At 60.6% G+C, this 23,276-nt stretch carries 21 protein-coding genes, 1 other RNA gene and 1 pseudogene; 10 read left to right on the forward strand and 13 right to left on the reverse strand.

The window, feature by feature from the left end:
• Positions 1-17: 17 nt before the first annotated feature.
• Positions 18-130: pseudogene (locus tag IH404_RS27890) on the forward strand (VapC toxin family PIN domain ribonuclease); the annotation flags it as partial.
• A gap of 95 nt (positions 131-225) precedes the next feature.
• Here the strand turns inward: IH404_RS27890 and IH404_RS20695 are convergent.
• Positions 226-723, reverse strand: coding sequence for a hypothetical protein (locus IH404_RS20695; protein WP_005790277.1), 498 nt, complete (start codon positions 721-723; stop codon positions 226-228).
• Between the two features lie 569 nt (positions 724-1,292).
• Here IH404_RS20695 and ccoG point away from each other — a divergent pair.
• The 6 genes from ccoG to hemN all read left to right on the forward strand — a co-directional run bounded on the left by ccoG (position 1,293) and on the right by hemN (position 8,119).
• A complete protein-coding gene (gene ccoG, locus IH404_RS20700) occupies positions 1,293-2,708 on the forward strand; it encodes a cytochrome c oxidase accessory protein CcoG (RefSeq protein ID WP_194438909.1) in 1,416 nt (471 codons plus the stop codon).
• 15 nt (positions 2,709-2,723) lie between these two features.
• Complete coding sequence (locus tag IH404_RS20705; RefSeq protein ID WP_005790281.1) at positions 2,724-3,263, forward strand: FixH family protein; 540 nt, start codon at positions 2,724-2,726, stop codon at positions 3,261-3,263.
• An 8-nt stretch (positions 3,264-3,271) separates the two neighbouring features.
• Positions 3,272-5,722 (forward strand): heavy metal translocating P-type ATPase, encoded by a 2,451-nt coding sequence (locus tag IH404_RS20710; protein ID WP_194438911.1) that lies wholly within the window; start codon positions 3,272-3,274, stop codon positions 5,720-5,722.
• Between the two features lie 22 nt (positions 5,723-5,744).
• Entirely contained in the window at positions 5,745-5,957 is a 213-nt protein-coding gene (ccoS, locus tag IH404_RS20715; RefSeq protein WP_005790284.1) for a cbb3-type cytochrome oxidase assembly protein CcoS, read from the forward strand.
• Positions 5,950-6,633, forward strand: coding sequence for a sulfite exporter TauE/SafE family protein (locus IH404_RS20720; protein ID WP_005790285.1), 684 nt, complete (start codon positions 5,950-5,952; stop codon positions 6,631-6,633). Before ccoS ends, IH404_RS20720 begins: the two co-directional genes overlap by 8 nt.
• Positions 6,634-6,736: 103 nt before the next feature.
• On the forward strand, positions 6,737-8,119 hold the full coding sequence (hemN, locus tag IH404_RS20725) for an oxygen-independent coproporphyrinogen III oxidase (RefSeq protein WP_005790287.1): 1,383 nt from the start codon (positions 6,737-6,739) through the stop codon (positions 8,117-8,119).
• Positions 8,120-8,125: 6 nt separating this feature from the next.
• Here hemN and IH404_RS20730 read toward each other — a convergent pair whose 3' ends face one another.
• Entirely contained in the window at positions 8,126-8,587 is a 462-nt protein-coding gene (locus IH404_RS20730) for a hypothetical protein (protein WP_005790288.1), read from the reverse strand.
• A 155-nt stretch (positions 8,588-8,742) separates the two neighbouring features.
• On the opposite strand from IH404_RS20730, the gene fnr reads away from it, so the two are divergent.
• On the forward strand, positions 8,743-9,477 hold the full coding sequence (fnr, locus tag IH404_RS20735; RefSeq protein WP_005790290.1) for a fumarate/nitrate reduction transcriptional regulator Fnr: 735 nt from the start codon (positions 8,743-8,745) through the stop codon (positions 9,475-9,477).
• Between the two features lie 78 nt (positions 9,478-9,555).
• Positions 9,556-10,104 (forward strand): adenine phosphoribosyltransferase, encoded by a 549-nt coding sequence (locus IH404_RS20740; RefSeq protein ID WP_005790291.1) that lies wholly within the window; start codon positions 9,556-9,558, stop codon positions 10,102-10,104.
• A 108-nt stretch (positions 10,105-10,212) separates the two neighbouring features.
• Here IH404_RS20740 and IH404_RS20745 read toward each other — a convergent pair whose 3' ends face one another.
• The 6 genes from IH404_RS20745 to IH404_RS20770 form a co-directional block, all read right to left on the reverse strand.
• On the reverse strand, positions 10,213-11,361 hold the full coding sequence (locus tag IH404_RS20745) for an acyl-CoA dehydrogenase family protein (protein WP_194438912.1): 1,149 nt from the start codon (positions 11,359-11,361) through the stop codon (positions 10,213-10,215).
• A 198-nt stretch (positions 11,362-11,559) separates the two neighbouring features.
• Positions 11,560-12,162: a recombination mediator RecR gene (gene recR / locus IH404_RS20750; RefSeq protein ID WP_005790294.1), complete on the reverse strand. Its 603-nt coding sequence runs from the start codon at positions 12,160-12,162 to the stop codon at positions 11,560-11,562.
• Positions 12,163-12,228: 66 nt separating this feature from the next.
• Positions 12,229-13,263, reverse strand: a complete 1,035-nt coding sequence (locus IH404_RS20755) for an NADP-dependent oxidoreductase (protein WP_194438913.1) — start codon at positions 13,261-13,263, stop codon at positions 12,229-12,231.
• 139 nt (positions 13,264-13,402) lie between these two features.
• On the reverse strand, positions 13,403-13,741 hold the full coding sequence (locus IH404_RS20760; RefSeq protein WP_003193199.1) for a YbaB/EbfC family nucleoid-associated protein: 339 nt from the start codon (positions 13,739-13,741) through the stop codon (positions 13,403-13,405).
• 43 nt (positions 13,742-13,784) lie between these two features.
• Positions 13,785-15,851 (reverse strand): DNA polymerase III subunit gamma/tau, encoded by a 2,067-nt coding sequence (dnaX, locus tag IH404_RS20765; RefSeq protein WP_194438914.1) that lies wholly within the window; start codon positions 15,849-15,851, stop codon positions 13,785-13,787.
• Positions 15,852-15,928: 77 nt separating this feature from the next.
• Positions 15,929-16,870 (reverse strand): DMT family transporter, encoded by a 942-nt coding sequence (locus tag IH404_RS20770; RefSeq protein WP_005790299.1) that lies wholly within the window; start codon positions 16,868-16,870, stop codon positions 15,929-15,931.
• 99 nt (positions 16,871-16,969) lie between these two features.
• On the opposite strand from IH404_RS20770, the gene IH404_RS20775 reads away from it, so the two are divergent.
• On the forward strand, positions 16,970-17,833 hold the full coding sequence (locus IH404_RS20775; protein ID WP_005790300.1) for a LysR substrate-binding domain-containing protein: 864 nt from the start codon (positions 16,970-16,972) through the stop codon (positions 17,831-17,833).
• A gap of 26 nt (positions 17,834-17,859) precedes the next feature.
• Here the strand turns inward: IH404_RS20775 and IH404_RS20780 are convergent, their stop codons facing one another.
• The 5 genes from IH404_RS20780 to IH404_RS20800 form a co-directional block, all read right to left on the reverse strand.
• Positions 17,860-18,450 carry a hypothetical protein gene (locus tag IH404_RS20780; protein ID WP_005790302.1) on the reverse strand — a complete coding sequence of 197 codons (591 nt, stop codon included), beginning with the start codon at positions 18,448-18,450 and terminating at the stop codon, positions 17,860-17,862.
• A gap of 1 nt (position 18,451) precedes the next feature.
• Positions 18,452-19,498 (reverse strand): N-acetylmuramidase family protein, encoded by a 1,047-nt coding sequence (locus IH404_RS20785; RefSeq protein ID WP_005790303.1) that lies wholly within the window; start codon positions 19,496-19,498, stop codon positions 18,452-18,454.
• Positions 19,499-19,656: 158 nt separating this feature from the next.
• On the reverse strand, positions 19,657-21,618 hold the full coding sequence (locus IH404_RS20790) for an AAA family ATPase (protein WP_194438916.1): 1,962 nt from the start codon (positions 21,616-21,618) through the stop codon (positions 19,657-19,659).
• A 150-nt stretch (positions 21,619-21,768) separates the two neighbouring features.
• Positions 21,769-21,865, reverse strand: an RNA gene (gene ffs, locus IH404_RS20795) — signal recognition particle sRNA small type.
• A gap of 135 nt (positions 21,866-22,000) precedes the next feature.
• On the reverse strand, positions 22,001-23,167 hold the full coding sequence (locus IH404_RS20800) for a putative zinc-binding metallopeptidase (RefSeq protein WP_194438918.1): 1,167 nt from the start codon (positions 23,165-23,167) through the stop codon (positions 22,001-22,003).
• Between the last annotated feature and the right edge of the window lie 109 nt (positions 23,168-23,276).

The following is a 23,276-nucleotide window of genomic DNA, read 5'->3' on the forward strand; positions in this document are numbered from 1 at the left end:
TTTGTTTCTGGCTTCCGAGTGACTCGTCGATTGCCGCAACCGCTCTGGTTCATGGCTTACCGTGGTCACACGCAACGTCAGCGACTTCAAGTCCAGCGGCGTTGCGCTGATCAATCCATGGGACGAATGACCGTCTTGCGAACAAAAACCGTCCGTACTTCACAAGTCAATTGATCGAGACAACGTCCACCAACTGCAACAGATCATTCGCTCTGCTCGCTGAGATTAATACATAACCATCTTATTAAATTCCCGTCGGCGATTACGCAACGGCGCATGAAAATTATCCAGCCGTTCCAAATCAAACTTATCAATACTGCCATCCGATGAGGGAGCACCTACTTTATCAACACCCTGGGCACTACAAAGCTTATTCAAAAGTCCGGGCATTAGAAAAATCATCTTAACCAACTCGACGTTCCTTTCCGACACCTCAGGCTTAAACCCGCAAAGCACTTCAACCAAACTCCCAACCGTAATGCGTCCTGGAGAGCCTGGATCTTCAAACACGTTGAAGTTTTGCAGCAGTCGTTCCACCACCTCGCCCTCTATCACCTTCGAGTCATCAGGCACTCGATTGCCAGCAAAGGATGGTTGAACGGCAAAACTACGCAACGTCATCGCGCTCGCGGGTACAGCATGATCTGAAGTTGGCAGCCCCAAGATAGAGCGCAGATTAAAAACCCCGGAACTTGGAGCAGTAAAAACATTATCACTTATCATCTAACACCTCAAAAAGCAGATAAGACCAGAAAAAAACAAACCACACACCCATTAGTGAATACCACTTACCAAACAGTTCAATCCGCAGAGCAAAAACATGTAAATGCATGTATACATGCTTGGCGACTGGCCATCAGTGGAAACTTCAAGCGGAGCAAATAGTAAGCAACCAATCGCACTTGATGCTTGCCTATATATTTACAATTTATGCCATGGCTATAAAACAGCCGAGCCAGCCTGACACGGCAATATAAAAATATTGCCAAACTTGATCTGCGCTTTTCCGTGACTCACCCTGCTCACGCCACATCAGCGACTTCTGGCCCAGCGGCGCGCCACTGATTGACCCGAGGGACGAATGACCGGCACACCAACCAAAACCGTCCATACTTCACAAGTCAATTGATCCAGGTCACGTACACCATCATTTGATTTCTCCCAACGCGACCAAAGGTCGCACCCTTTGCACAACATCGGGGGCGTATCATTAGGCCACTGCAACACCCCCCATTTGACCCTGGCTGGCACGTACTGGCCGAGGCAAATCTCCACCGCCGTGGGATGCAATGATGAGCAACCAGATACCGGTACATGACGTTACCCCGCCTGCCAAAAACGCGAGCAACAGCGTCGACCTCTACGCCTCGCGAGAGAAAATCTATACCCGTGCCTTCACCGGCCTGTTCCGCAATTTGCGCATGCTCGGTGGCGCCGGCCTGTTCCTGCTTTACTTCGGCACCGTGTGGCTGAACTGGGGCGGCCACCAGGCGGTGTGGTGGAACCTGCCGGAGCGTAAGTTCTTCATTTTTGGCGCCACCTTCTGGCCCCAGGATTTCATCCTGCTCTCGGGCATTCTCATTGTTGCGGCCTTTGGCCTGTTCTTTATCACCGTGTACGCCGGACGGGTGTGGTGCGGCTATACCTGCCCGCAAAGCGTGTGGACGTGGATTTTCATGTGGTGCGAGAAGGTCACCGAAGGCGACCGCAACCAGCGCATCAAGCTGGACAAGGCGCCCATGGGCGCCAACAAGTTCCTGCGCAAGTTCAGCAAACACACGCTGTGGCTGTTGATCGGTTTCGCCACCGGCATGACCTTCGTCGGCTACTTTTCGCCGATCCGCGAGCTGGTGTTCGATTTCTTCACCGGCCAGGCCGACGGCTGGTCGTATTTCTGGGTCGGCTTCTTCACCCTCGCCACCTACGGCAACGCCGGCTGGCTGCGCGAGCAGGTGTGTATCTATATGTGCCCTTACGCGCGCTTCCAGAGCGTAATGTTCGACAAAGACACCCTGATCGTTTCCTATGACCCGCGCCGTGGCGAAGTGCGCGGCCCGCGTAAAAAGGGCGTCGACTACAAGGCCCAGGGCCTGGGCGACTGCATCGATTGCACCATGTGCGTGCAGGTGTGCCCGACCGGCATCGATATCCGCGACGGCCTGCAAATCGAGTGCATCGGCTGCGCCGCCTGTATCGATGCCTGCGATCACATCATGGACAAGATGGACTACCCACGCGGCCTGATCAGCTACACCACCGAGCACAACCTGTCCGGACAGAAGACCCACAAGTTGCGCCCACGGCTGATCGGCTACGCGCTGGTGCTGCTGGCGATGATCGGCTTGCTGGTCGGCGCATTCTTCATGCGCTCGCTGGTGGGTTTCGATGTCAGCAAGGACCGCGTGCTGTACCGGGAAAACGCCGAAGGGCGCATCGAAAACGTCTACAGCCTGAAGATCATGAACAAGGACCAGCACGACCACACCTACGTGCTCGACGCCGCCGGCCTGCCGGACCTCAAGTTGCAGGGGCGACGCGAAATCAAGGTGGCCGCCGGCGATATCGTCAGTATGCCGGTGGAGTTGTCGAGTGCGCCGGAGCAACTGCCGTCGAGCACCAACGAGGTGACGTTCATCCTCAAAGATGCCGATGACACCAGCGTTCATATTGAAGCCAAGAGCCGATTCATCGGCCCACAAGTTCGTTAAACAGGGAACACAAGAATGCCCGCAACCACTGCTGCAAGCCCTTGGTACAAGCACCTCTGGCCCTGGATCATCATCGCGATCCTGGCCTGCTCGGTGACGCTGACCCTGTCCATGGTGACCATCGCGGTCAACAACCCGGACAACCTGGTCAACGACAATTACTACGAGGCCGGCAAAGGCATCAACCGCTCCCTGGACCGTGAACGCCTGGCCCAGACCCTGCAACTGCGTGCCAGGTTGCACCTGGATGAACTGACCGGCGAAGTCGAGTTGCACCTGACCGGCAACAGCGGCCCTGCAACCCTGGAACTGAACCTGATTTCCCCGACCCAGCCGGAGAAGGATCGCAAGATCGTCCTGGCCCGCAGTGATAGCGAGCAGGGCCGCTACATCGGCCAGGTCACCGACAAGGTCGAGGGCCGGCGTTTCGTGGAACTGCTTGGCGTGGAAGGCAGCAACACCTGGAGGATGTTCGAGGAAGAAGAGGTCAGCCACGACAAGGACTTGCTGTTGGGTGACGAACCATTGCAGGGTGCCGAAGACCTGAAAAAATAGCAGCGCCCATGACCAACCCAATCCCCTGCTACCACTGCGCCCTGCCCGTCCCGCCCGGCAGCCGGTTCACCGCCCGGATCCTCGACGAACGCCGCGAACTCTGCTGCCCCGGCTGCCAGGCCGTGGCCGAAGCGATTGTGGCCGGTGGGCTGGAAAGCTATTACCAGCACCGCAGCGAAGCCTCGGCCAACCCCGAGGCGCTCCCGGTGCAACTGGTGGATGAGCTGGCGCTGTACGACCGCGCCGATGTGCAAAAACCCTTTGTGCGCCATCAAGGCGACTTGGCCGAAACCACCCTGTTGATGGAAGGCATCAGCTGCGCCGCCTGCGGCTGGTTGATCGAGAAACACCTGCGCAGCCTGCCCGCGGTGGCCGAGGCGCGGCTGAACCTGTCCAACCATCGCCTGCATGTGCGCTGGGCCGATGGGCAATTGCCATTGAGCCAACTGCTCAGCGAGCTGCGCCATATCGGTTACGCCGCCCATCCCTACCAGGCCGACCGCGCCGCCGAACAATTGGCCAGCGAAAACCGCCTGGCCCTGCGTCAACTGGGGGTTGCCGGCTTGCTGTGGTTCCAGGCGATGATGGCAACCATGGCGACCTGGCCGGAATTCAATATCGACCTGAGCCCGGAGTTGCACGTGATCCTGCGCTGGGTTGCGATGTTTCTCACCACACCCATCGTGTTCTACAGCTGCGCGCCGTTCTTCAAAGGGGCGCTGCGTGACATACGCACACGACACCTGACCATGGACGTATCGGTATCCCTGGCAATTGGCGGTGCGTACCTGGCGGGGATCTGGACCGCGATCACCGGCGTGGGCGAATTGTATTTCGATGCCGTGGGCATGTTTGCGCTGTTCCTGCTGGCCGGGCGTTACCTTGAGCGCCGTGCCCGGGAGCGCACCGCCGCAGCCACCGCTCAATTGGTCAACCTGTTGCCCGCCTCCTGCTTGCGCCTCAAAGACGATGGCCAGAGCGAACGCATCCTGCTCAGTGAACTGGCATTGGGTGATCGTGTACTGGTGCATCCCGGCGCGGTGCTGCCGGCGGATGGCGTGATCCTCGACGGCCAATCCAGCATCGATGAATCCCTGCTGACCGGCGAGTACCTGCCACAACCGCGGCGGGTCGGCGACAGCGTTACGGCTGGCACGCTGAATGTCGAGGGCGCACTGACCGTCCAGGTGCGCGCCCTGGGCCACGAGACGCGCCTGTCCGCCATTGTGCGCCTGCTGGAGCGCGCCCAGGCCGAGAAACCACGCCTGGCGCAAATCGCCGACCGTGCCGCGCAGTGGTTCCTGCTGTGCTCGCTGATCGCCGCCGTGCTGATCGGCCTGCTGTGGTGGGAACTGGACCCGTCACGCGCATTCTGGATTGTGTTGGCGATGCTGGTGGCGACGTGCCCGTGTGCACTGTCCCTGGCCACCCCAACCGCCCTGACCGCTGCCACCGGCACCTTGCACACCCTGGGGTTGCTACTGACCCGTGGCCATGTGCTTGAAGGCCTGAACCAGATCGACACAGTAATTTTCGACAAGACCGGCACCCTCACCGAAGGGCGCCTGGCGTTGCGCGCCATCCGCCTCCTGGGCGCGCTGGACAGCGACCAGTGCCTGGGTCTCGCTGCCGCCCTGGAGAACCGCTCGGAACACCCGATTGCTCGAGCCTTTGGGCGTGCGCCACTGGCCGCTGATGAAGTGTTGAGCACCCCTGGCCTGGGCCTGGAGGGTCGGGTGGGGGACCGCCTGTTGCGTATCGGCCAACCGGGTTTTGTCTGCGAACTCAGTGGCTGCGCGATTCCCGCCTCACCGGACGACGCCGGGCAATGGCTGCTGTTGGGTGACAACAGCGGCGCCCTCGCCTGGTTCGTACTCGACGACCGCCTGCGCAGCGACGCCCCTGCCCTGCTCGCAGCGTGCAAGGCACGCGGCTGGCGTACGCTGCTGCTCTCGGGCGACAGCTCACCGATGGTCGCCAGTGTGGCCCTTGAGCTGGGCATCGACGAAGCCCACGGCGGCCTGCGCCCTGATGACAAGTTGCAGGTGCTGCAAAACCTGCACAGGCAAGGCCACAAGGTGCTGATGCTGGGCGATGGCGTCAATGATGTGCCGGTGCTGGCCGCCGCCGATATCAGCGTGGCCATGGGCTCGGCCACTGATCTGGCGAAAACCAGCGCCGACGCAGTGCTGTTGTCCAACCGCCTGGAGGCACTGGTGCAAGCCTTCAGCCTGGCGCGGCGCACCCGTCGAGTGATCATTGAAAACCTGCTGTGGGCCGGGCTGTACAATGGCCTTATGCTGCCGTTTGCGGCCCTGGGCTGGATCACACCAATCTGGGCAGCCATCGGTATGTCCCTCAGTTCGTTGACCGTGGTACTTAACGCATTGCGCCTGACTCGCCTGCCGAACGCACACGCTAAAGGTACCGCCCCAGTAACCCGCCCGCTGCCGGCCTGAGCCGCGTGGGCATGGAGTGCAGATGCCAGCCTTATACGTAATGATTCCAGCGGCGCTGCTGTTAGTGGGTGTGGCCATCTATATCTTCTTCTGGGCCGTGGACAGCGGCCAGTACGAAGATCTCGATGGCCCGGCCCACAGCGTGCTGTTTGACGACCAGGACCCTAACCACCTGGCCGCCATTGACGAAGCCAACGGCCCCGAACAACCGCCCAAGGACCCACCTCATGCTTGAGCTGGCGCCCCTGCTGGTTTCGGCATTGATTCTGGGCCTGCTCGGCGGCGGCCATTGCCTGGGCATGTGCGGCGGGTTGATGGGCGCGCTGACCCTGGCGATCCCCAAGGAGCAACGCAGCCGCCGCTTTCGCCTGCTGCTGGCGTACAACCTGGGGCGCATCCTCAGCTATGCCACGGCAGGGCTGCTGATCGGCCTGGCCGGCTGGGCGGTGGCCAACAGCCCGGCGGCGATGTTCATGCGCGTGCTCGCCGGGTTACTGCTGATTTGCATGGGCCTGTACCTGGCCGGTTGGTGGAGCGGCCTGACCCGCATCGAAAGCCTCGGACGCGGCCTGTGGCGGCATATCCAGCCGCTGGCCAACCGTTTGCTGCCGGTGTCGAGCCTGCCGCGCGCCTTGATGCTGGGCGCTCTGTGGGGCTGGTTGCCGTGCGGGTTGGTCTACAGCACCCTGCTGTGGGCCGCGAGCCAGGGCAATGCGCTGGACAGCGCGTTGCTGATGCTCGCATTCGGCCTCGGCACCTGGCCGGTGCTGCTGGCCACCGGGCTGGCGGCGGAGCGTGTCACCGCGCTCTTGCGTAAACGCAGCGTGCGCATGGCCGGCGGCCTGTTGGTGATCATCTTCGGTATCTGGACCTTGCCGGGCCCGCATCAGCACTGGCTCATGGGTCATTGAAAGCCCCTGTGGCATAGCGCCGCTCCCCGTTGATGCAAATCAACATGCCTTGCCAGCCCTGCCCCTAGACTCGGCCCACTAGCCAATCCGGGGGACCGCCCGCATGCTCGACGCCATTCGTTGGGACACAGATCTGATTCACCGCTACGACTTGGCGGGGCCGCGCTACACGTCCTACCCTACCGCCGTCCAGTTGGACAGCCAGGTCGGCACCTTCGACCTGCTCCACGCCCTGCGCGAAAGCCGCAAGGCGGTACGGCCGTTATCGGTGTATGTGCACGTACCGTTCTGCGCCAACATTTGCTACTACTGCGCCTGCAACAAGGTGGTCACCAAGGACCGTGGTCGCGCCCAGGCCTACTTGCAACGCCTGCAGCAGGAAATCCAGCTGGTGGCCTGCCACCTCGATCCGAAGCAGCCAGTGGAGCAATTGCACTTTGGCGGCGGCACACCGACTTTTCTCAGCCACGATGAACTGCGCCAGGTGATGAATTGCCTGCGCCAGCATTTCAATTTGCTCGATGATGATTCGGGCGACTATGGCATTGAAATCGACCCTCGCGAAGCCGACTGGGCCACCATGGGCCTGCTGCGCGAGCTGGGTTTCAACCGCGTAAGCATCGGCCTGCAAGACCTTGACCCCGAGGTGCAACGAGCGGTCAATCGCCTGCAAAGCCTGGAAGAGACCCGCGCAGTGATCGATGCGGCGCGTACCCTGCAATTTCGCTCGATCAATATCGATTTGATCTACGGCTTGCCCAAGCAATCACCGCTGAACTTCGCGCGTACTGTGGAAGAAGTCATCCGCTTGCAGCCGGACCGCTTGTCCGTATTCAACTACGCCCATCTGCCGGAACGTTTCATGCCCCAACGGCGGATCAACACCGACGAGCTGCCCTCGCCGGCCGAAAAACTGCTGATGCTGCAAACCACCATTGAACAACTGACCCAGGCCGGCTACCGCTATATCGGCATGGATCACTTTGCCCTGCCGGACGACGAACTGGCCATCGCCCAGGAGGAAGGCAAGCTGCAGCGCAACTTCCAGGGCTATACCACCCACGGGCATTGCGATCTGATTGGGTTGGGCGTTTCAGCGATCAGCCAGATTGGCGACTTGTATTGCCAGAACAGCAGCGACCTCACCCAATACCAGAACGCCTTGGCGGGCGCACAACTGGCGACCAGCCGTGGTTTGGTCTGCACCACCGACGATCGCCTGCGACGGGAAGTGATCCAGCAGTTGATCTGCAATTTCAGCCTGGGCTTCGAGACGATCGAACAGGCGTACAACATCGACTTTCGTGGCTACTTTGCCGATTTATGGTCGCAGTTGGAGACGATGGCCACCGACGGCCTGATCGAGTTGGACGCCCAGGGCATTCGTGTGCTGCCGGCCGGGCGCTTGCTGGTGCGTTCAGTGTGCATGGTGTTCGATGCCTATCTGGAGCACCAGAACAGGCAACGATTTTCGCGGGTCATCTAGACGGTCTTACTTCATGGCCAGGGTCGCGGCCTTGGCTGCATCACCCGCGCTCATGTCTTTCATCGCCTTGGTGAGAGACGCCTGGGCGCTGGTCAAGCTGGCTTGCAGCGCACCCAAGGCCGATTGCAGCCCGGAAAGCCGGGCACGGGCCTGTTCAGGGCTGAGACTTCTGTCGGCCATTACCGCTGCCATCTCAGCCTGTTTCTCGGCAATCTGCTTTTTGATCTCACGAATCATCTTGAGCAGATTCTTGACGTTGTCCGCCAGGCCGCTTTCGTCGATGTCACTGTTTGAGGTTTTTTCCGCCGCGGCAGCTTTCATCGCGGCGCCGGAAATGGTCACCGAAACGGCAGGCTTGGCTTCATCCGCCGTCGGAATCGCGGCGACATCGGAATCGGCAGCTTTCTTGGTTTCGGGTTGTGCCTGGATCTGAGTACGCGAAGCGAGTTGGGTACTGAGGGCTAACATGGTTTGAGCCACCGTGTTTGTAGTCGATGGCAGTACTATCGGCGGTTTTAGCCAGATCTTTATATACCGGCAGGTTTTTTGTACACGCTGGCCTCCATACCCCCCAGTGCGTTACCCTTACGTCTTATGTGTGTTTTCCCACAAGGATTTAAGAAATGTCCGAGCCAGTTAAACTGCGCGCTCACAGCCAGGCCCATTGCAAGGATTGCAGCCTGGCTCCCCTCTGCCTGCCACTTTCGTTGAATCTGGAAGACATGGATGCGCTGGACGACATCGTCAAACGCGGCCGCCCACTGAAAAAAGGCGAGTTTTTGTTTCGCCAGGGCGACAAGTTTGATTCCGTCTATGCAGTACGTTCGGGCGCATTGAAGACGTTCAGCCTCAGCGACGGCGGCGAAGAACAAATCACCGGCTTCCACCTGCCCAGCGAGTTGGTCGGGCTGTCGGGAATGGACACCGAGATTCACCCGGTGTCGGCCCAGGCCCTGGAGACGACGTCGGTGTGCGAAATTCCTTTCGAGCGCCTGGACGAATTGGCCCTGCAATTGCCACAACTGCGCCGCCAGTTGATGCGCGTGATGAGCCGCGAGATTCGTGACGATCAACAAATGATGCTGCTGCTGTCGAAGAAAACCGCCGACGAGCGCATCGCAACGTTCCTGGTCAACCTGTCGGCGCGCTTCCGTGCCCGTGGCTTCTCGGCCAACCAGTTCCGCCTGAGCATGTCGCGCAATGAAATCGGCAATTACCTGGGCCTGGCGGTTGAGACTGTGTCCCGCGTGTTTACCCGCTTCCAGCAGAACCAGTTGATTGCTGCCGAGGGCAAGGAAGTGCATATCCTCGACCCGATCCAGCTGTGCGCATTGGCCGGTGGCTCACTGGAGGTCTGATCCAGACACTGCGGCCGCGCCAATCGGCAAGGCCGCAGGTATACTTCGAGTCCGTTTTCCGCCCAGGACTCTGCGACGATGACCTTCGATTCGTTCGACATCAAATCCCTGATTCGCCCTGTCATCGACTTCCCCAAGCCTGGGGTTATCTTTCGTGACATCACCCCGCTGTTCCAATCACCCCGCGCCCTGCGCCTGGTAGCCGACAGCTTTGCCCAGCGCTATGTCGAAGCCGATTTCACGCATATCGGTGCGATGGATGCCCGCGGTTTCCTGATAGGTTCGATCATCGCCTACCAGCTCAACAAGCCGCTGATCCTGTTTCGCAAGCAAGGCAAGCTGCCGGCGGATGTGCTGGCCGAGGGTTACCAGACTGAGTACGGCGAAGCCTTCCTGGAAGTACACGCCGACAGCCTGTGCGAAGGTGATTCGGTGCTGATATTCGATGACCTGATCGCCACCGGTGGCACCCTGATTGCTGCGGCCAACCTGGTACGGCGCATGGGCGCGCAGATCTTTGAAGCGGCGGCGATTATTGATTTGCCGGAGCTGGGTGGGTCGCAGCGGTTGGAAGACATGGGGATTCCCACGTTTTGCCTGACGCAGTTTGGGCTGACTGAAAGGTAAGGGTCGTCAGTACTGCAGTCATCGCGGGCAAGCCCGGCTCCCACCTTGGAATGCATTCCCCTGTGGGAGCCGGGCTTGCCCGCGATGAGGCCCGAGAGAACACCCGGTTCACAACCCCATCTGCTTACTGATGATTTCATTCATCACCTCGCGCGTCCCGCCCCCGATCGACAGAATGCGATTATCCCGATACAGCCGCTCCACCAGGCTACCCCGCATGTACCCCTGCCCGCCCAACATCTGCACCGCGTCATAGGTCACCCGGTCAGCTGTATCCGTGGCCAGGTTCTTGGCCATGGAAATCTCCTTGATCACGCTCTTGCCAGCGGCCATCTTCGCCGCCTGACGGTAAGTGAACTCGCGGGACACTTCCACGGCGGTGGCCATTTCCGCCAGGCGGTGCTTGAGCACTTGGAACTTGCCGATGGGTTTACCGAACGCTTCGCGCTGGGCGGCCCACTTGAGGCTTTCTTCCAGGGCCAGTTGCGCGGTCATGTTGGCCATCAGCGCCAGCGCCAGGCGCTCGCTCTGGAAGTTGCCCATGATGCAGGCAAACCCCATGTTTTCAGCGCCGATGAGGTTGCCGACGGGCACGTGGCAGTCGTCGAAAAATAACTCGGCCGTGTCCGACGCCCACCAGCCCATCTTCTTCAACGGCTGGCCAACGGTGAAACCGGGGGTGTCTTTTTCAATCAGCAACAGGCTGATACCGCCGAAGCCCGGCCCGCCGGTGCGCACCGCCACAGTATAGAAATCCGCCCGAATGCCGCTGGTGATAAAGGTCTTGGCACCGCTCACACGGTAGTGCTCACCGTCACGCACGGCGCGGGTGTGCAGGTTGGCGACATCCGAGCCGCCACTCGGTTCGGTAACCGCCAGGGCGATGATCTTCTCGCCGGCCAGCACCAGGGGCGCTATACGCTCCCGCACGTCAGGCCGGGCCCATTTGACGATGGGCGGCAGGCCGATATCCAGGGAGCCGAGCCCGGCCACCACACCACCGGAACCGCAACGCATCAGTTCTTCGCTGGCGGCGACCTTGGCGAACAGATCGCCTTCGTGGCTTCCACCCAATGCCTCGGGGTAACCGATCCCGAGAATGCCCGCCGCTCCGGCTTTGAGGTAAAGCTCACGAGGAAAGCTCTCAGCCTCCTCCCAGTGCTCGACGCCCGGCAACATCTCGCGCTCGACAAACCGGCGCACGCTGTCGCGGACCAATTGGTGGCTGGGGTCGAAGTATTCCTGATAGGCAGACATCGGCAAGCTCCATGGCGAGATGGAGCGAACTTACCAAGCGCTTGCTTGGTTTTCAAGCTGTACACGATTTTCACCGACACCACAAAACCAATGTGGGAGCCGGGCTTGCCCGCGATGCAAGCGCCTCGGTTTTTCAGTTACACCGTGGTGATGCTATCGCAGGCAAGCCAGCTCCCACATTGGGGGCTGCAATGGGCGTTAGAGGGCGATCGGCTTGCGGCCTGCGAACGAGTGCGCCAAGGTACCGCCGTCCACCAATTCCAGCTCGCCACCCAACGGCACGCCGTGGGCGATCCTTGAAGTGATCAAGCCTTTATTGGTCAGCAGTTGGGCGATGTAATGCGCCGTGGCTTCACCTTCCACCGTCGGGTTGGTCGCCAGGATCACTTCGCTAAAGGTGCCCTGTTCTTCAATGCGCGCGACCAGTTGCGGGATACCGATGGCTTCCGGCCCCAAACCGTCGAGCGGCGACAGGTGGCCCTTGAGCACAAAGTAGCGGCCGCGATAACCGGTCTGCTCCACTGCATACACATCCATCGGCCCCTCCACCACGCAGAGCAACGTGTCGTCGCGACGGGGGTCGGCGCATTGCGGGCAAAGTTCTTCTTCGGTGAGGGTGCGGCACTGACGGCAGTGGCCCACGCCTTCCATGGCCTGGCTCAGAGCCTGGGCCAGGCGGGTGCCGCCACTGCGATCACGCTCCAGCAGTTGCAGCGCCATGCGCTGGGCAGTTTTCTGGCCAACACCTGGCAAGGTACGCAGGGCGTCGATCAGTTGGCGAATCAGGGGGCTGAAGCTCATGGGCGAAGGGTCCGACAAAACAACGAGACGCGGTTTATACCCGCGCCCCGGATTAGCGTCAAATACTCAATCTTGCGCGACGCGCACCACCAACTTGCCGAAGTTGCGTCCCTCCAGCAAGCCGATAAAGGCTTCAGGCGCTTGCTCCAGGCCATCGACCACATCCTCGCGGAACTTGATCTTGCCATCGCGCACCCACGGCGCCATAGCGCTGAGGAATTCCGGCTGGCGGTCGCCATAGTCGTCGAACACGATAAAGCCCTGGATACGCACACGCTTGGTCAGCAAGGTGCGCTGCAGTGCCGGCAGGCGATCAGGGCCGCTGGGGGTTTCATGGGCGTTATAACCGGCGATCAACCCGCACAGCGGCACGCGCGCCTTGGCGTTGAGCAGCGGCAGCACCGCATCGAAGACCTTACCGCCAACGTTTTCGAAGTAGATGTCCACGCCTTTGAAACACGCCAGGGCCAATTCGTTGGCAAAGTCCGCGCTCTTGTGGTCGATACAGGCGTCAAAGCCCAGCTCATCCACCACATAGCGGCACTTGTCGGCACCGCCAGCAATCCCTACCACGCGCAAGCCCTTGAGCTTGGCCACCTGCCCCACCACCGAGCCCACCGCGCCGGACGCAGCCGCCACCACCAGGGTTTCCCCGGCCTTCGGCTGACCGATATCCATCAGGCCCATGTAAGCGGTCATGCCTGGCATACCCAACACGCCCAGGGCCATCGACGGGCTCGCAAGCCCCTTGGGCAAAGGCATCAGGTTCTTGCCGTCGCAGATACTGTGGCTCTGCCAGCCGGTGGCACCGACCACCAGATCACCTACCTCGAATTTCGGGTTGCGTGATTGCTCGACACGGCTGACAGCACCACCGGTCATCACTTCGCCGATTTCCACAGGCGCGGCGTAGGACGGCGCGTCACTCATGCGTCCACGCATGTAGGGGTCCAAAGACAGGTACAGCGTCTTGAGCAGCACCTGACCGTCTGCCAGATCGGGCAGGCTTACACGTTCCAGGCGGAAGTTTTCCGGCGTGGGTGCGCCTTGAGGGCGTGAGACCAGAACGATGCGTTGGTTGAGCGTCATGTCTTGAGGCATCAGCGGGGCTCCTTTTATCGATGAGAATTCAGCGGTATAGGGTGCAGACCATGAGCAACGGGCCGGGGTTCGATGTTTCGTGCGCGCAAAAAAAATGCCGGGCGCAATGCCCGGCATTTGAGTCTAGCCAAGGTTTGTATCAGAACGGCAGTTTCATGCCCGGTGGCAGTTGCATGCCAGCCGTCACGCCGGACATTTTGTCCTGGCTATTGGCTTCGATCTTGCGCACAGCATCGTTGACGGCTGCGGCGAACAACGCTTCGAGCATTTCCAGGTCATCTTCGCCCACGCCAGGCAACACGCTCGGGTCGATGCTGACACGCTTGATATCGTGGCGACCGGTCATCACCACGCTGACCATATCGCCACCGGCTTTACCGGTGACTTCGGCGTTGGCCAGTTCTTCCTGCATCTTGGCCATTTTTTCCTGCATCTGCTGTGCCTGCTTCATCAGGCCGGCCATGCCACCTTTCATCATGGGAATCACCTCAAAAGTACGTGGATCAATAAATAGCCCGGTGTCATGACGCTTGGGGCACCGGGGCTTCGACAGGTTCAATAGTATCGTGGCGGACGACCGCCCCGAACTGTTGCATCATTTGTTGGATAAGCGGATCAGCGTGGATCGAATCCTCAGCCTCGCGCTGGCGGTTCAGACGCCGACGGGTCGCGGCCTGGGCCGGGGTTTCCTGCTCCGGCTTGATCAGTTCGATGGCGATGGTCAGCGTGCGCCCATGGTATTGGTTGAGCGCATCGTTGAGCCGACGCTGCTGGGTCGCATTGAACAAGGCGCTGTGGGCCGGGTCCAGGTGCAGCAGCCAATGGTCGCCCTCGATGGAGATCAGTGTGCAGTTGGCGGCGATACTCCCGGTCATGCCGGAGATCGGCAATTTCGGAAACAATTCCAGCCATTGCAGGGCCAGGCCGGTAGCCGGCGCCGCAGCCGGTTCGGCTTCGGGCTCGGGTGCCGGTTCGGCGGTGTGCTCGCTGGCCAATTCGTCCAGGTAGCTGTAGGCCGAATCCATGTCCGGCTCGATGTAGTCTTCGTCCAGCGGCGGTTCGTCGTCCAGGTCGATGCCGGGGGTCGCGGCCTCGACCTGGGCTACCGTCGGCTCGGGAACCGGCGCCGATACCCACTCAGGGGCATCCGGCACCACGCTGTCCGGGGTCGGCGCAGGCATCGGCGTCAGCTCGGGCTGCTCGCCGGCAGTTTCCAGTACGGGTTCCACGGCGGGCTGTTGCTCAGGCTCGGGCTCAGCCTCTGCTTCGACCGGATCGTTCCAGGGCAGGTCGACCACGGGGGCGGGCTCGATAACCGGCTCGGGCTCAACCACAGGTGCCACTGCAACCGGCGCGGATTCGGGCTCAGGTGCCGGCGCCACCGGCGCAGGCGCAGCCACTGCTGGCGCGACAACGGCCGCGCCAGCCACTGGTTTGGCGGAATCAACTGTGGCCTGGCTGATCCCCACTGGCTTTAGCGGCTGTCTCGGCGCGTCTGCCGAATCCGCCGGCCGGAACGCCAGCATCCGCAGCAGCACCATTTCAAAGCCACCTCGCGGGTCCGGCGCCAGGGGCAGGTCACGGCGGCCGATCAGGCCCATCTGGTAGTAAAACTGCACATCCTCGGCCGGCAATGCCTGGGCCAGGGCCAACACGCGGTCGCGATCGCCATGGCCGTTATCCACGCCTTCCGGCAAGGCCTGGGCGATAGCGACGCGGTGCAGCACATTGAGGATTTCCGAAAGCACGCCATTCCAGTCCGGGCCTTGCTCCGACAGGTGGCGCACGGCCTCAAGCAATGCCTTGGCGTCGCCCTCGATCAGCGCGTGCAGCACGTCGAAGACCTGGCCGTGGTCCAGGGTACCGAGCATGGCGCGCACATCGGCAGCCATCACCTTGCCTTCGCCAAAGGCGATGGCCTGGTCGGTGAGGCTCATGGCGTCGCGCATCGAACCGTCGGCGGCGCGGCCCAGCAACCACAGGGCGTCGTCTTCGAACGGTACGTTCTCGACACCCAGCACATGGGTCAAATGCTCGACCACGCGCTCGGGCGTCATGTTCTTCAGCGAGAACTGCAGGCACCGCGACAAAATGGTTGCAGGAAGTTTCTGCGGGTCGGTGGTGGCCAGGATGAACTTAACGTAGGGCGGCGGCTCTTCCAGGGTTTTCAACAGCGCATTGAAGGAGTGGCTGGACAGCATGTGCACTTCGTCGATCAGGTAGACCTTGAAGCGCCCACGGCTCGGCGCGTACTGCACGTTGTCGAGCAGCTCGCGGGTGTCTTCGACCTTGGTGCGGCTTGCGGCGTCGATCTCGATCAGGTCGACGAAACGCCCTTCGTCGATCTCGCGGCAGACCGAACAGGTGCCGCAAGGCGTTGACGTGATACCGGTCTCACAGTTCAGGCACTTGGCGATGATGCGCGCAATCGTGGTCTTGCCCACCCCGCGAGTACCGGTGAACAGATAGGCGTGGTGCAGCCGCTGGCTGTCCAAGGCATTGATCAGAGCCTTGAGCACATGGGTCTGGCCGACCATTTCGCGGAACGAGCGCGGGCGCCATTTACGTGCAAGAACCTGATAACTCATCGAAAACCGTCGCAACTGGGAAGCGGAAGCCGGTAATGCTAGCGGAGCAGGGGGGAAATTGCATCCGGCACGCTCGTCTAATCTGACGAAGCTGGCTTGATTGCCCGTCCAGATGGCGTCTGCGGGTGTGCTGGCCGCACGATTGAGCGCCAGCGCCCCTCCAGGCTGATAGCGGCGACGCTGGTCAGCACGATCACCGCACCCAGCATCACCTGCAGGGTCACCTGTTCACCGAGCAGGGTGGCGGCCATCACCATGGCAACCGGCGGAATCAGGTACATCGCCACCGAAGCGCGGCTGACTTCGACGTGCTTGAGCACATAACCCCAGGCCAGATAGGCCAACGCGCTGGGAAAGATGCCCAGCACCAGCACCGCGAGGTTCTCCCGCAACGGCGCCTGCACGATAGCGGCAGGCAGGCCCGGCAGGTTCACGCACAGCATCAAGGTGCCGGACCAGACCATGTAGCACGCCATCGTCAACGGACTGTAGCGATGGGCGTAATGCCTCTGGATGGCGAAGTACACGCTCCATGAGCAGGCCGCCAGCAGGATCAACAAGCCGCGCGGGTCGATATCGCCTACGCCATGATCGCTCCAGATCACCACCAGCACGCCGACCAACCCCAACAGCACACAACTCCAACGCCACATGCTGACGCGCTCCTGCAAACAGAAAAAAGCGATCAACACACTGAACAGCGGCGCCGATTGTGCCAACACACTCGACGCCGCCGCTGTCACCCATTGCTGCCCGTGATTGAGGCTGGTGTGGTGCAGGAACACCCCGAAGAAACCCAGCACCAGCAGCCACGGCAGGTCGCGCACCTGGGGCCGGCCAATGCCGACTACCCAGGCCACAGCCGCCATGAATAGCGACGCAATCAAAAAACGCAGCAACGCCAATTGGCCAGGGCTGTAGCTGTGCAGCCCCATATGCACGCCTATGGGTGAATAAGCCCAACAGAGGATGACGCTGGCAATGACTAGCGTAAGCTTGAGCGGTGACGGGGTACTCATCGATGGCATCCATAAAAGAAGGAGTGCCGTCAGTCTTGGCCCGGGCCTGGCGTAGGACAATTAAGCGTTTCTGACTTCTGAAATCACTGGAACTGAGCAATGGAACTGGCCCAACTGAAAATGGTGCGAGCCGTGGCGCAAACCGGCAGCGTGGCCCAGGCCGCCCTGCAACTGCACTGTGTGCCGTCCAACATCACCACGCGCATCAAGCAGCTGGAAAGCGAGTTGGGCACACCGTTGTTTATCCGCGCCGGCCGCGGGCTGGCGATCAGTGCTGCGGGTGAGATCTTCCTGGATTACTGCGAGCGCATCCTGGCGTTGGTGGATGAGTCCAAGCGTGCGGTGGATGCCAGCGCGATTCCCCGTGGCACCTTGCGCATCGGCGCGGTGGAATCCAGCGCCAGCGGCCGCCTGCCGCCGCTGTTGGCGGAGTATCACCGGCGTTATCCCGAGGTCAGCCTGGAGTTGGTGACCGGCGCCTGGGCGCAACTGCTGGACGACCTGCAACACCATCGTCTGGATGTGGCGCTCGTGGCCGCCAGTGGCAAACACACGAAGCTGGAGCACAGCGTGGTCTACAGCGAACGCCTGGTACTGATCGCCAGCGCGTCCAGCGCGCCCATCCACAGCCCCGAAGACCTGGCTGGCCGCACACTATTGGTGTGGCCGCCCGGCTGCCCCTATCGCGCAGCACTGGAACACTGGCTCAAGCCCCAGGACTTCAAGCCGGCGATTGCCAGCTATACCAGTTGGGGCACGATCATCGGCTGCGTCAGCGCGGGGATTGGCGTGGCGTTGGCGCCGGAGGGCATCCTGGCGCGTTATGAGCAGGCCAATCAGCTGGCATCGTATCGGTTCGACGAACTGGCAGCGGTAGACAACTTGCTGTTCTGGCACAAAGATACCCAGCGGCATCTGGCACGGGATGCATTCTCCGGGCTACTGCGCGAAACCTTCGGCTAACACCCCCTCCCACATTTCAGAGCTTCTCAGGGCTTCGGCGCATCCAACCGTGCGTACTGGCCCTGGCTGATCCACCCCGTGAACGAACGGTCGTCAGCGTTGATAAACTCCACCTGCGCCCAGCCGTCCTTGAACGCCAGCACACCCACTACATCACCCTTGACGATATAGGGACGCTTGACCGCCTTGGCCCCCGGAGTTTTCAGCAGGTAAGCCTTGTCGGCAGACACCGTCACCAGCCCGATCCACTTTTTGCTGGCAGTCTGGGTCAGGTCCAGACCCGTGGCGATTTCCGGCATCAACACGTTGATGCAGCCGGGGTGTTGCCGGCCCTGCTCCACTGTCAGGACCACACCGTCGGACGCCACTGCCACACTCCCAGGGTAGGCAGCATCCAGCCAGGTGGTAAGCGCCTCTGGCTTGCCTTGCAGGTAGAAGGTGCAACGGCGGCTAACGCCCTCGCCCATCGCTTCGGAATAAAAGCCTTCAACCTGATTCGCGGGCGTCACCGCCAGCATCAACCCTTCGTACTTGCCTGAATGCAAAGCGGCCGAACCCGCAAACGCGGGGGCCACGGCGCACAACGACAGCATTCCCATCGCCAGAAAACGAATCATCTTATTTCTTCCCTTCAAAGGCTTCGTAGGCTTGTTTCATCAGCACGTCATAGTTGCCGTAGTCCTCGCCGTTATAGTTACGAGCCATGGCTGTGAAATCCTTGTTTTTCATCGCACTCATCAGCGCCGTGCTCTTGCTGCAAAAACTGAGGTAGGCCTTGAGTTGATTACCGGCGTTTACTTTTAACGCCGCTGCAAACTCGAACACCGTCTTGAACCCGCACGACGCGAAGTTGAACCCCATGACCTGAAACATCCCCCAGGACGCCGACATCAGTGCCGCTTCCTGGTCGAGAGCAAAAGCGGTGGCCATGGTTTCCCAGGCCTTGACCTGGTCCTTGTTGTTGGTCTGCCACTGCGGCCCGGCTTTTTTCTTGTAGATGTACGACAGCAGAGGGTGCGACTGGTCGTAGATATGCTTGGTGTACTTGCGAAAGTGATGACCTTCGAAGGCGATGATCGGCAGCCTGGCCGGCCCGAACCCCACCTTCCCGCCCGACTCGATGGTGGCGAACGCCTTGACCACATTCACCGAGATGCCGTTGCCCAATTGCTTGGCAGCATTCTGGAAGTCCGTATCGCTCAGCGTCGTGCCGCCATCGCAGGTGGCCTGCAACATTAATTGGCGGTTGCGCCGCTCGGCCTCGATCACCGCACGCACCTGGTTCAGGTAGACATTGACCGTGGCTTGCACCGCATCGACGTTGTTATTGCCCAATGCGTTGAGAAAGCTCGGAATACGCATGGTCGGGAAGGCCCGTACGGGTACTTTCACCGCTTCCTCGATCAAGCTGTTGAACGTACGCCCCGTGGGGTCGATCACCCCATCGGGATGAGCATATTTGAGATGGCGGAACTGATACTGGCTGATGCACTGCACCAACTGGCCATCGCACTTGCCGTTTTCCAGCAAGGCAAAGCCCATCTTGGGAATGATCAGGTTGAACAGATACTGGATGCACTGCACATCGGCGGGCAAGTTGCGGGCTTTGCCGGGAGCCCCGACTGAGGCGCTGATAAGTCGAGGCAACCCTTGCAGGCTTTTCATGACAGACATCCTTGTAAGTTAGAGAAGCGATAGCACTTCAATATCAAGTCCATGCCCTTGTCATGCTCTGAAACAAGTGGCCGGCGCAAGCTAACAAGGCGGTCTGGGGGTTGTCCAGAGGGCTTTTCCAAAGTTGTGAAACAGCTGGATTAAACCCTTCAGTAACCGTGTAATTCGCGGGTTTTCTGATACTTGTGATAGTCGAGCCACTCAACCACATCGTAGGGCAGATAGAGCTGCTGGGTGGCTCGCGAAATTGCGATGTACACCGCACACAGTCGCTGGTCGAACGCGTAGGCATCCTGGAACTTTACGTTGGTCAACAACGCTGGTGTGAGCAACACCCGGTTGAACTCCATGCCACCGGCGTCTTGCGCCAACATCAAGAGGCAGCGCTCATCCGGATGGCCGCTTTGCCTGTTCAAGCGCGTGACATCCGCCAGATTAAAGCCTTTTTGCAGCTCAGCTTCGACCCAGAGAAACGCCTCATCGAACTGGCAGGCCGCGCGTACTTGCTGCCAATCGGCCATATCGCTGAAAAACGGATGGGGCCCGCTGTCATTGAACTCGCTGCTGTAGAAGTCAGGCTTGAACAACGCGACCACGGTGTCCATAAAGTACTTGAGCGATTGCTGCGCTTCTTTACTGGCCAGGCTGAACGCACAACGGGCTTCGCTCAACTGGATGGCCCACTTCATTGTGTCCCAGTGGGATGCGGTCAATACCACGCAGCCTTGCGGCGGTACAAAGCCCAGCGGATAAAACTCGATACCGACGTCGGCATCCCGAGCCCCCTCGAAAAGCACTTTGCTCTTATCCGAATGCTGGCTGATCAAGGGATTGACCAGGCGCTCGACATTGCGTCCGGAGCGCACGGAGTAACACACATCCGTATGGCGCACCTCACGGGCGCGCCTGACCATGACTCCACTGGCCTGCTGATACTCATCCCCCAGGGTTATCAGCACCTGCCGGCCCCGCTCGATGATTTGCAGCAGCGGCGCCGGAATATCCTGGCTCTCGTCGATAAGGACGTGGGTATAACGCTCGGGCACCACGCAGCCGGCGAAGCTGGCGCGCTTGATCATCAGCAAGGCTTCAAACCCAGTCTGGCTGCCCCAGGCCGGATTCGCTTCGAGATAGCTCCATAGCCGGCTGGCATATTCGAGCAGTGCCCTGGCATCAACGCTGGACAGCGGCTGTTTGAAATGCGGCAAGTGCTTCGCCGACAGGCTGTATTCCCAGGAGCGGCAGTAGGCTTGCAATACGTTGAGGCAAACGTCGACCACAGCCGGCCCTTGCAGGCCACGAAAGCCGAAGATATTCAGCTCCTGAGCCAGTGCCTGCTTGCTCGGCGCCCTCACCTGCGCAGTCAGCGGCTTGGCTCTGGGCCCCTGCATCAAGGCGTGGGCGAATGCATGGAAGGTGTGCCCGGCCTTTCGCTCGCGTACACCCACCATACGGGCACGCAGGGTTTCCAGCTTTGCCGGGGTACGCGCCAGCAACAAAGTCTTTTCCGGGCGCAGGTGCTCCATCAGCGCCACCAGCAGGTGACTCTTGCCGATACCTGCATAGCCCTGAACATGCAGGTCTTCGTTCAAGTTGGCGCGGAAGGTTCTGACCAACTTGTCTTGCTCGGCACTCAACCAGCGCTCGCGATGCCTGGGCGTGACCATCTGCTTGCTGAAGGGATCATTGGCCTTGAGATGGCGGACTTTGTATTCAAAGTCCCACTTGCCGCTAGGCAACAGATAGTCGCGCGCCTGCACTTCCTCCGCTAACAGAAAACGCAGCTTCAGGCTTTTGACCACATTGAGGCCGAAGTACAGCTTCCTTTGGTCGAACAGCCGCTGCGCCTCGGAGAGTAGGGAAACGCTTGCCGAATGGCTGGCCTCTACCGCCCAGTCAATCAGCTTGGCCAACACTTTTTCGGCACCATTGGCGCTCAGGTCGCTTTCGGGCACCTGAGCCAGGTTCTGGATCACCAGCACCGCCGCCAACTCCGGTTCACTCAGGGCTACCAGCGCTGCTGCACCCTCACCGCTCAGCAAACCCGCACAGGCTTGCTCGGTGATCGGCAAGAACACAGGGCTGGACAAATCAAAATGTTCCGAGTGCATACAGCCTCGTAGCCAGGGGAAAGAGACACTTGGGAGTATGCCACTAGTCGTGGAGTGGCCGTCGTGCACTGTGCGATAAGGGTCACAGATGACTGGCTGACTATATGGATTCAGGAATAGGTAAAACAGAAGGGAGCGTTATGGAGGCAACCCCACCAGCCACACCCCGGCACACAATGTTCCCGCTGTGGCTGCTGCCTTCCGGCTCTGACCAGGTTCACGGGTAATCGTTGCGGGGGGACCGATGGGGTCACCATAACGACGCAAGCCTCTCGGCAAGCCGCGCCATTGTACCGATCTGATCGGAAGTTACAACCGTAAAAAATGAGAAGCTTCAAGTACTTGCCATGGCCCTCTGCAATTACCCCTCCCACGGAAGCAATCACTGAGCCTGCAGAACCTTGTCCGCTCTGCCGCCCTCTTCCTGGATGACCAGGTGGATAAAGTGCAACTTGGCTATCACCGCCGGCGGCAGCACGAAGGGGTAGAAATCCGGCTGGCCCATGGCGCGGGACAGTTCGTTGAGCATACCGGCCAGCTCGATCCAGGCATTGACGAACGAGAGGAACGCCGGGCCGCCGGGGTGTGCCGGGTCATACAGCGTTGTCAGCGGGAACGGCTGGTAGTCCAGGTCCATCTCGCGGGCGCTCATGCCAAAGCCCAACGCGGTGTCCACCGCGTCCATCATGTGCAGGTAATGGGCCCAGGTTTCAGCCCAGTCTTCCCAGGGATGCATGGTGGCATAGGCGCTGACGCAGGTTTGCTGCCAATCCGGACGCGGGCCGTTCTGATAATGCTGGTCGAGCGCTTCGGCGTAACTGGCGCGCTCATCGCCGAACAAGGTGCGAAAAGCGTCAAGCCAGTGGCTGTTGGCAATCAGCCGATCCCAGTAATAGTGGCCGACTTCATGGCGAAAATGACCGAGCAAGGTGCGGTAAGGCTCGCGCATCTGTACGCGGACTTTTTCGCGGTGAGCATCGTCGGCTTCCTTGATATCGAGGGTGATCAGGCCGTTGGCATGGCCAGTGGTCGGCGCATTGCCTGCCAGGTCAGTCCCGATGAAGTCGAAGGCCAGGCCAGCGTCTTCGTCAACGCTCTTGGGCACCACCTGCAGGCCCAGGCTGATCAGTTGTGCCACCAGCCGACGCTTGGCAGTTTCGACCTTGCGCCAGCGTTCGGGGTTTTCCGGGATGGATAGATCAGGAATAGTGCGATTCAGGCTGCAGGCCACGCACAGCGACCCAGTGCTGTGGGCGGGGATCAGCCAGTTGCACGCGGCCGGTGAGTCGAGGTTGGCGCAGCGACGCCAGGTGCCGGCATCGGGCGCGTCATCCGCCAGCCAAGTGTCAACGACAGGGCCGGGTTGCAGGGAAGACAGGCGGCTTTGCTGCGGCAGATAACCCAGCACTGCCTGGCAGGCCAGGCATTGGCTGTTGCGAAAGAATAAAGACTGGCCGCAGCGGCATTGCCACACCTTGCTGTTGCGCGAGGTTTGAGCCATGAACGGGGCGGCGATGCGCGAACTGAGTTGCTCGAAGTAACGGAACATGGCGATCTCTCCCTGGGGTGACAGAGACTAGATCATTTCTCGCTCGAGATCGTTCCGCTTTCTTGAGGGGCTGCTGCGCAGCCCGACGGGAGCAAGCTCCCTCGCCACA

Source organism: Pseudomonas sp. OST1909, assembly GCF_015277575.1.
GTDB classification, from domain to species: domain Bacteria; phylum Pseudomonadota; class Gammaproteobacteria; order Pseudomonadales; family Pseudomonadaceae; genus Aquipseudomonas; species Aquipseudomonas synxantha_A.

Bases quoted from the DNA above. Each gene is read 5' to 3' on its own strand.
- IH404_RS20695 (WP_005790277.1), bottom strand. From the start codon at position 723: ATGATAAGTGATAATGTTTTTACTGCTCCAAGTTCCGGGGTTTTTAAT.
- ccoG (WP_194438909.1), top strand. From the start codon at position 1,293: ATGAGCAACCAGATACCGGTACATGACGTTACCCCGCCTGCCAAAAAC.
- IH404_RS20705 (WP_005790281.1), top strand. From the start codon at position 2,724: ATGCCCGCAACCACTGCTGCAAGCCCTTGGTACAAGCACCTCTGGCCC.
- IH404_RS20710 (WP_194438911.1), top strand. From the start codon at position 3,272: ATGACCAACCCAATCCCCTGCTACCACTGCGCCCTGCCCGTCCCGCCC.
- ccoS (WP_005790284.1), top strand. From the start codon at position 5,745: ATGCCAGCCTTATACGTAATGATTCCAGCGGCGCTGCTGTTAGTGGGT.
- IH404_RS20720 (WP_005790285.1), top strand. From the start codon at position 5,950: ATGCTTGAGCTGGCGCCCCTGCTGGTTTCGGCATTGATTCTGGGCCTG.
- hemN (WP_005790287.1), top strand. From the start codon at position 6,737: ATGCTCGACGCCATTCGTTGGGACACAGATCTGATTCACCGCTACGAC.
- IH404_RS20730 (WP_005790288.1), bottom strand. From the start codon at position 8,587: ATGTTAGCCCTCAGTACCCAACTCGCTTCGCGTACTCAGATCCAGGCA.
- fnr (WP_005790290.1), top strand. From the start codon at position 8,743: ATGTCCGAGCCAGTTAAACTGCGCGCTCACAGCCAGGCCCATTGCAAG.
- IH404_RS20740 (WP_005790291.1), top strand. From the start codon at position 9,556: ATGACCTTCGATTCGTTCGACATCAAATCCCTGATTCGCCCTGTCATC.
- IH404_RS20745 (WP_194438912.1), bottom strand. From the start codon at position 11,361: ATGTCTGCCTATCAGGAATACTTCGACCCCAGCCACCAATTGGTCCGC.
- recR (WP_005790294.1), bottom strand. From the start codon at position 12,162: ATGAGCTTCAGCCCCCTGATTCGCCAACTGATCGACGCCCTGCGTACC.
- IH404_RS20755 (WP_194438913.1), bottom strand. From the start codon at position 13,263: ATGCCTCAAGACATGACGCTCAACCAACGCATCGTTCTGGTCTCACGC.
- IH404_RS20760 (WP_003193199.1), bottom strand. From the start codon at position 13,741: ATGATGAAAGGTGGCATGGCCGGCCTGATGAAGCAGGCACAGCAGATG.
- dnaX (WP_194438914.1), bottom strand. From the start codon at position 15,851: ATGAGTTATCAGGTTCTTGCACGTAAATGGCGCCCGCGCTCGTTCCGC.
- IH404_RS20770 (WP_005790299.1), bottom strand. From the start codon at position 16,870: ATGAGTACCCCGTCACCGCTCAAGCTTACGCTAGTCATTGCCAGCGTC.
- IH404_RS20775 (WP_005790300.1), top strand. From the start codon at position 16,970: ATGGAACTGGCCCAACTGAAAATGGTGCGAGCCGTGGCGCAAACCGGC.
- IH404_RS20780 (WP_005790302.1), bottom strand. From the start codon at position 18,450: ATGATTCGTTTTCTGGCGATGGGAATGCTGTCGTTGTGCGCCGTGGCC.
- IH404_RS20785 (WP_005790303.1), bottom strand. From the start codon at position 19,498: ATGAAAAGCCTGCAAGGGTTGCCTCGACTTATCAGCGCCTCAGTCGGG.
- IH404_RS20790 (WP_194438916.1), bottom strand. From the start codon at position 21,618: ATGCACTCGGAACATTTTGATTTGTCCAGCCCTGTGTTCTTGCCGATC.
- IH404_RS20800 (WP_194438918.1), bottom strand. From the start codon at position 23,167: ATGTTCCGTTACTTCGAGCAACTCAGTTCGCGCATCGCCGCCCCGTTC.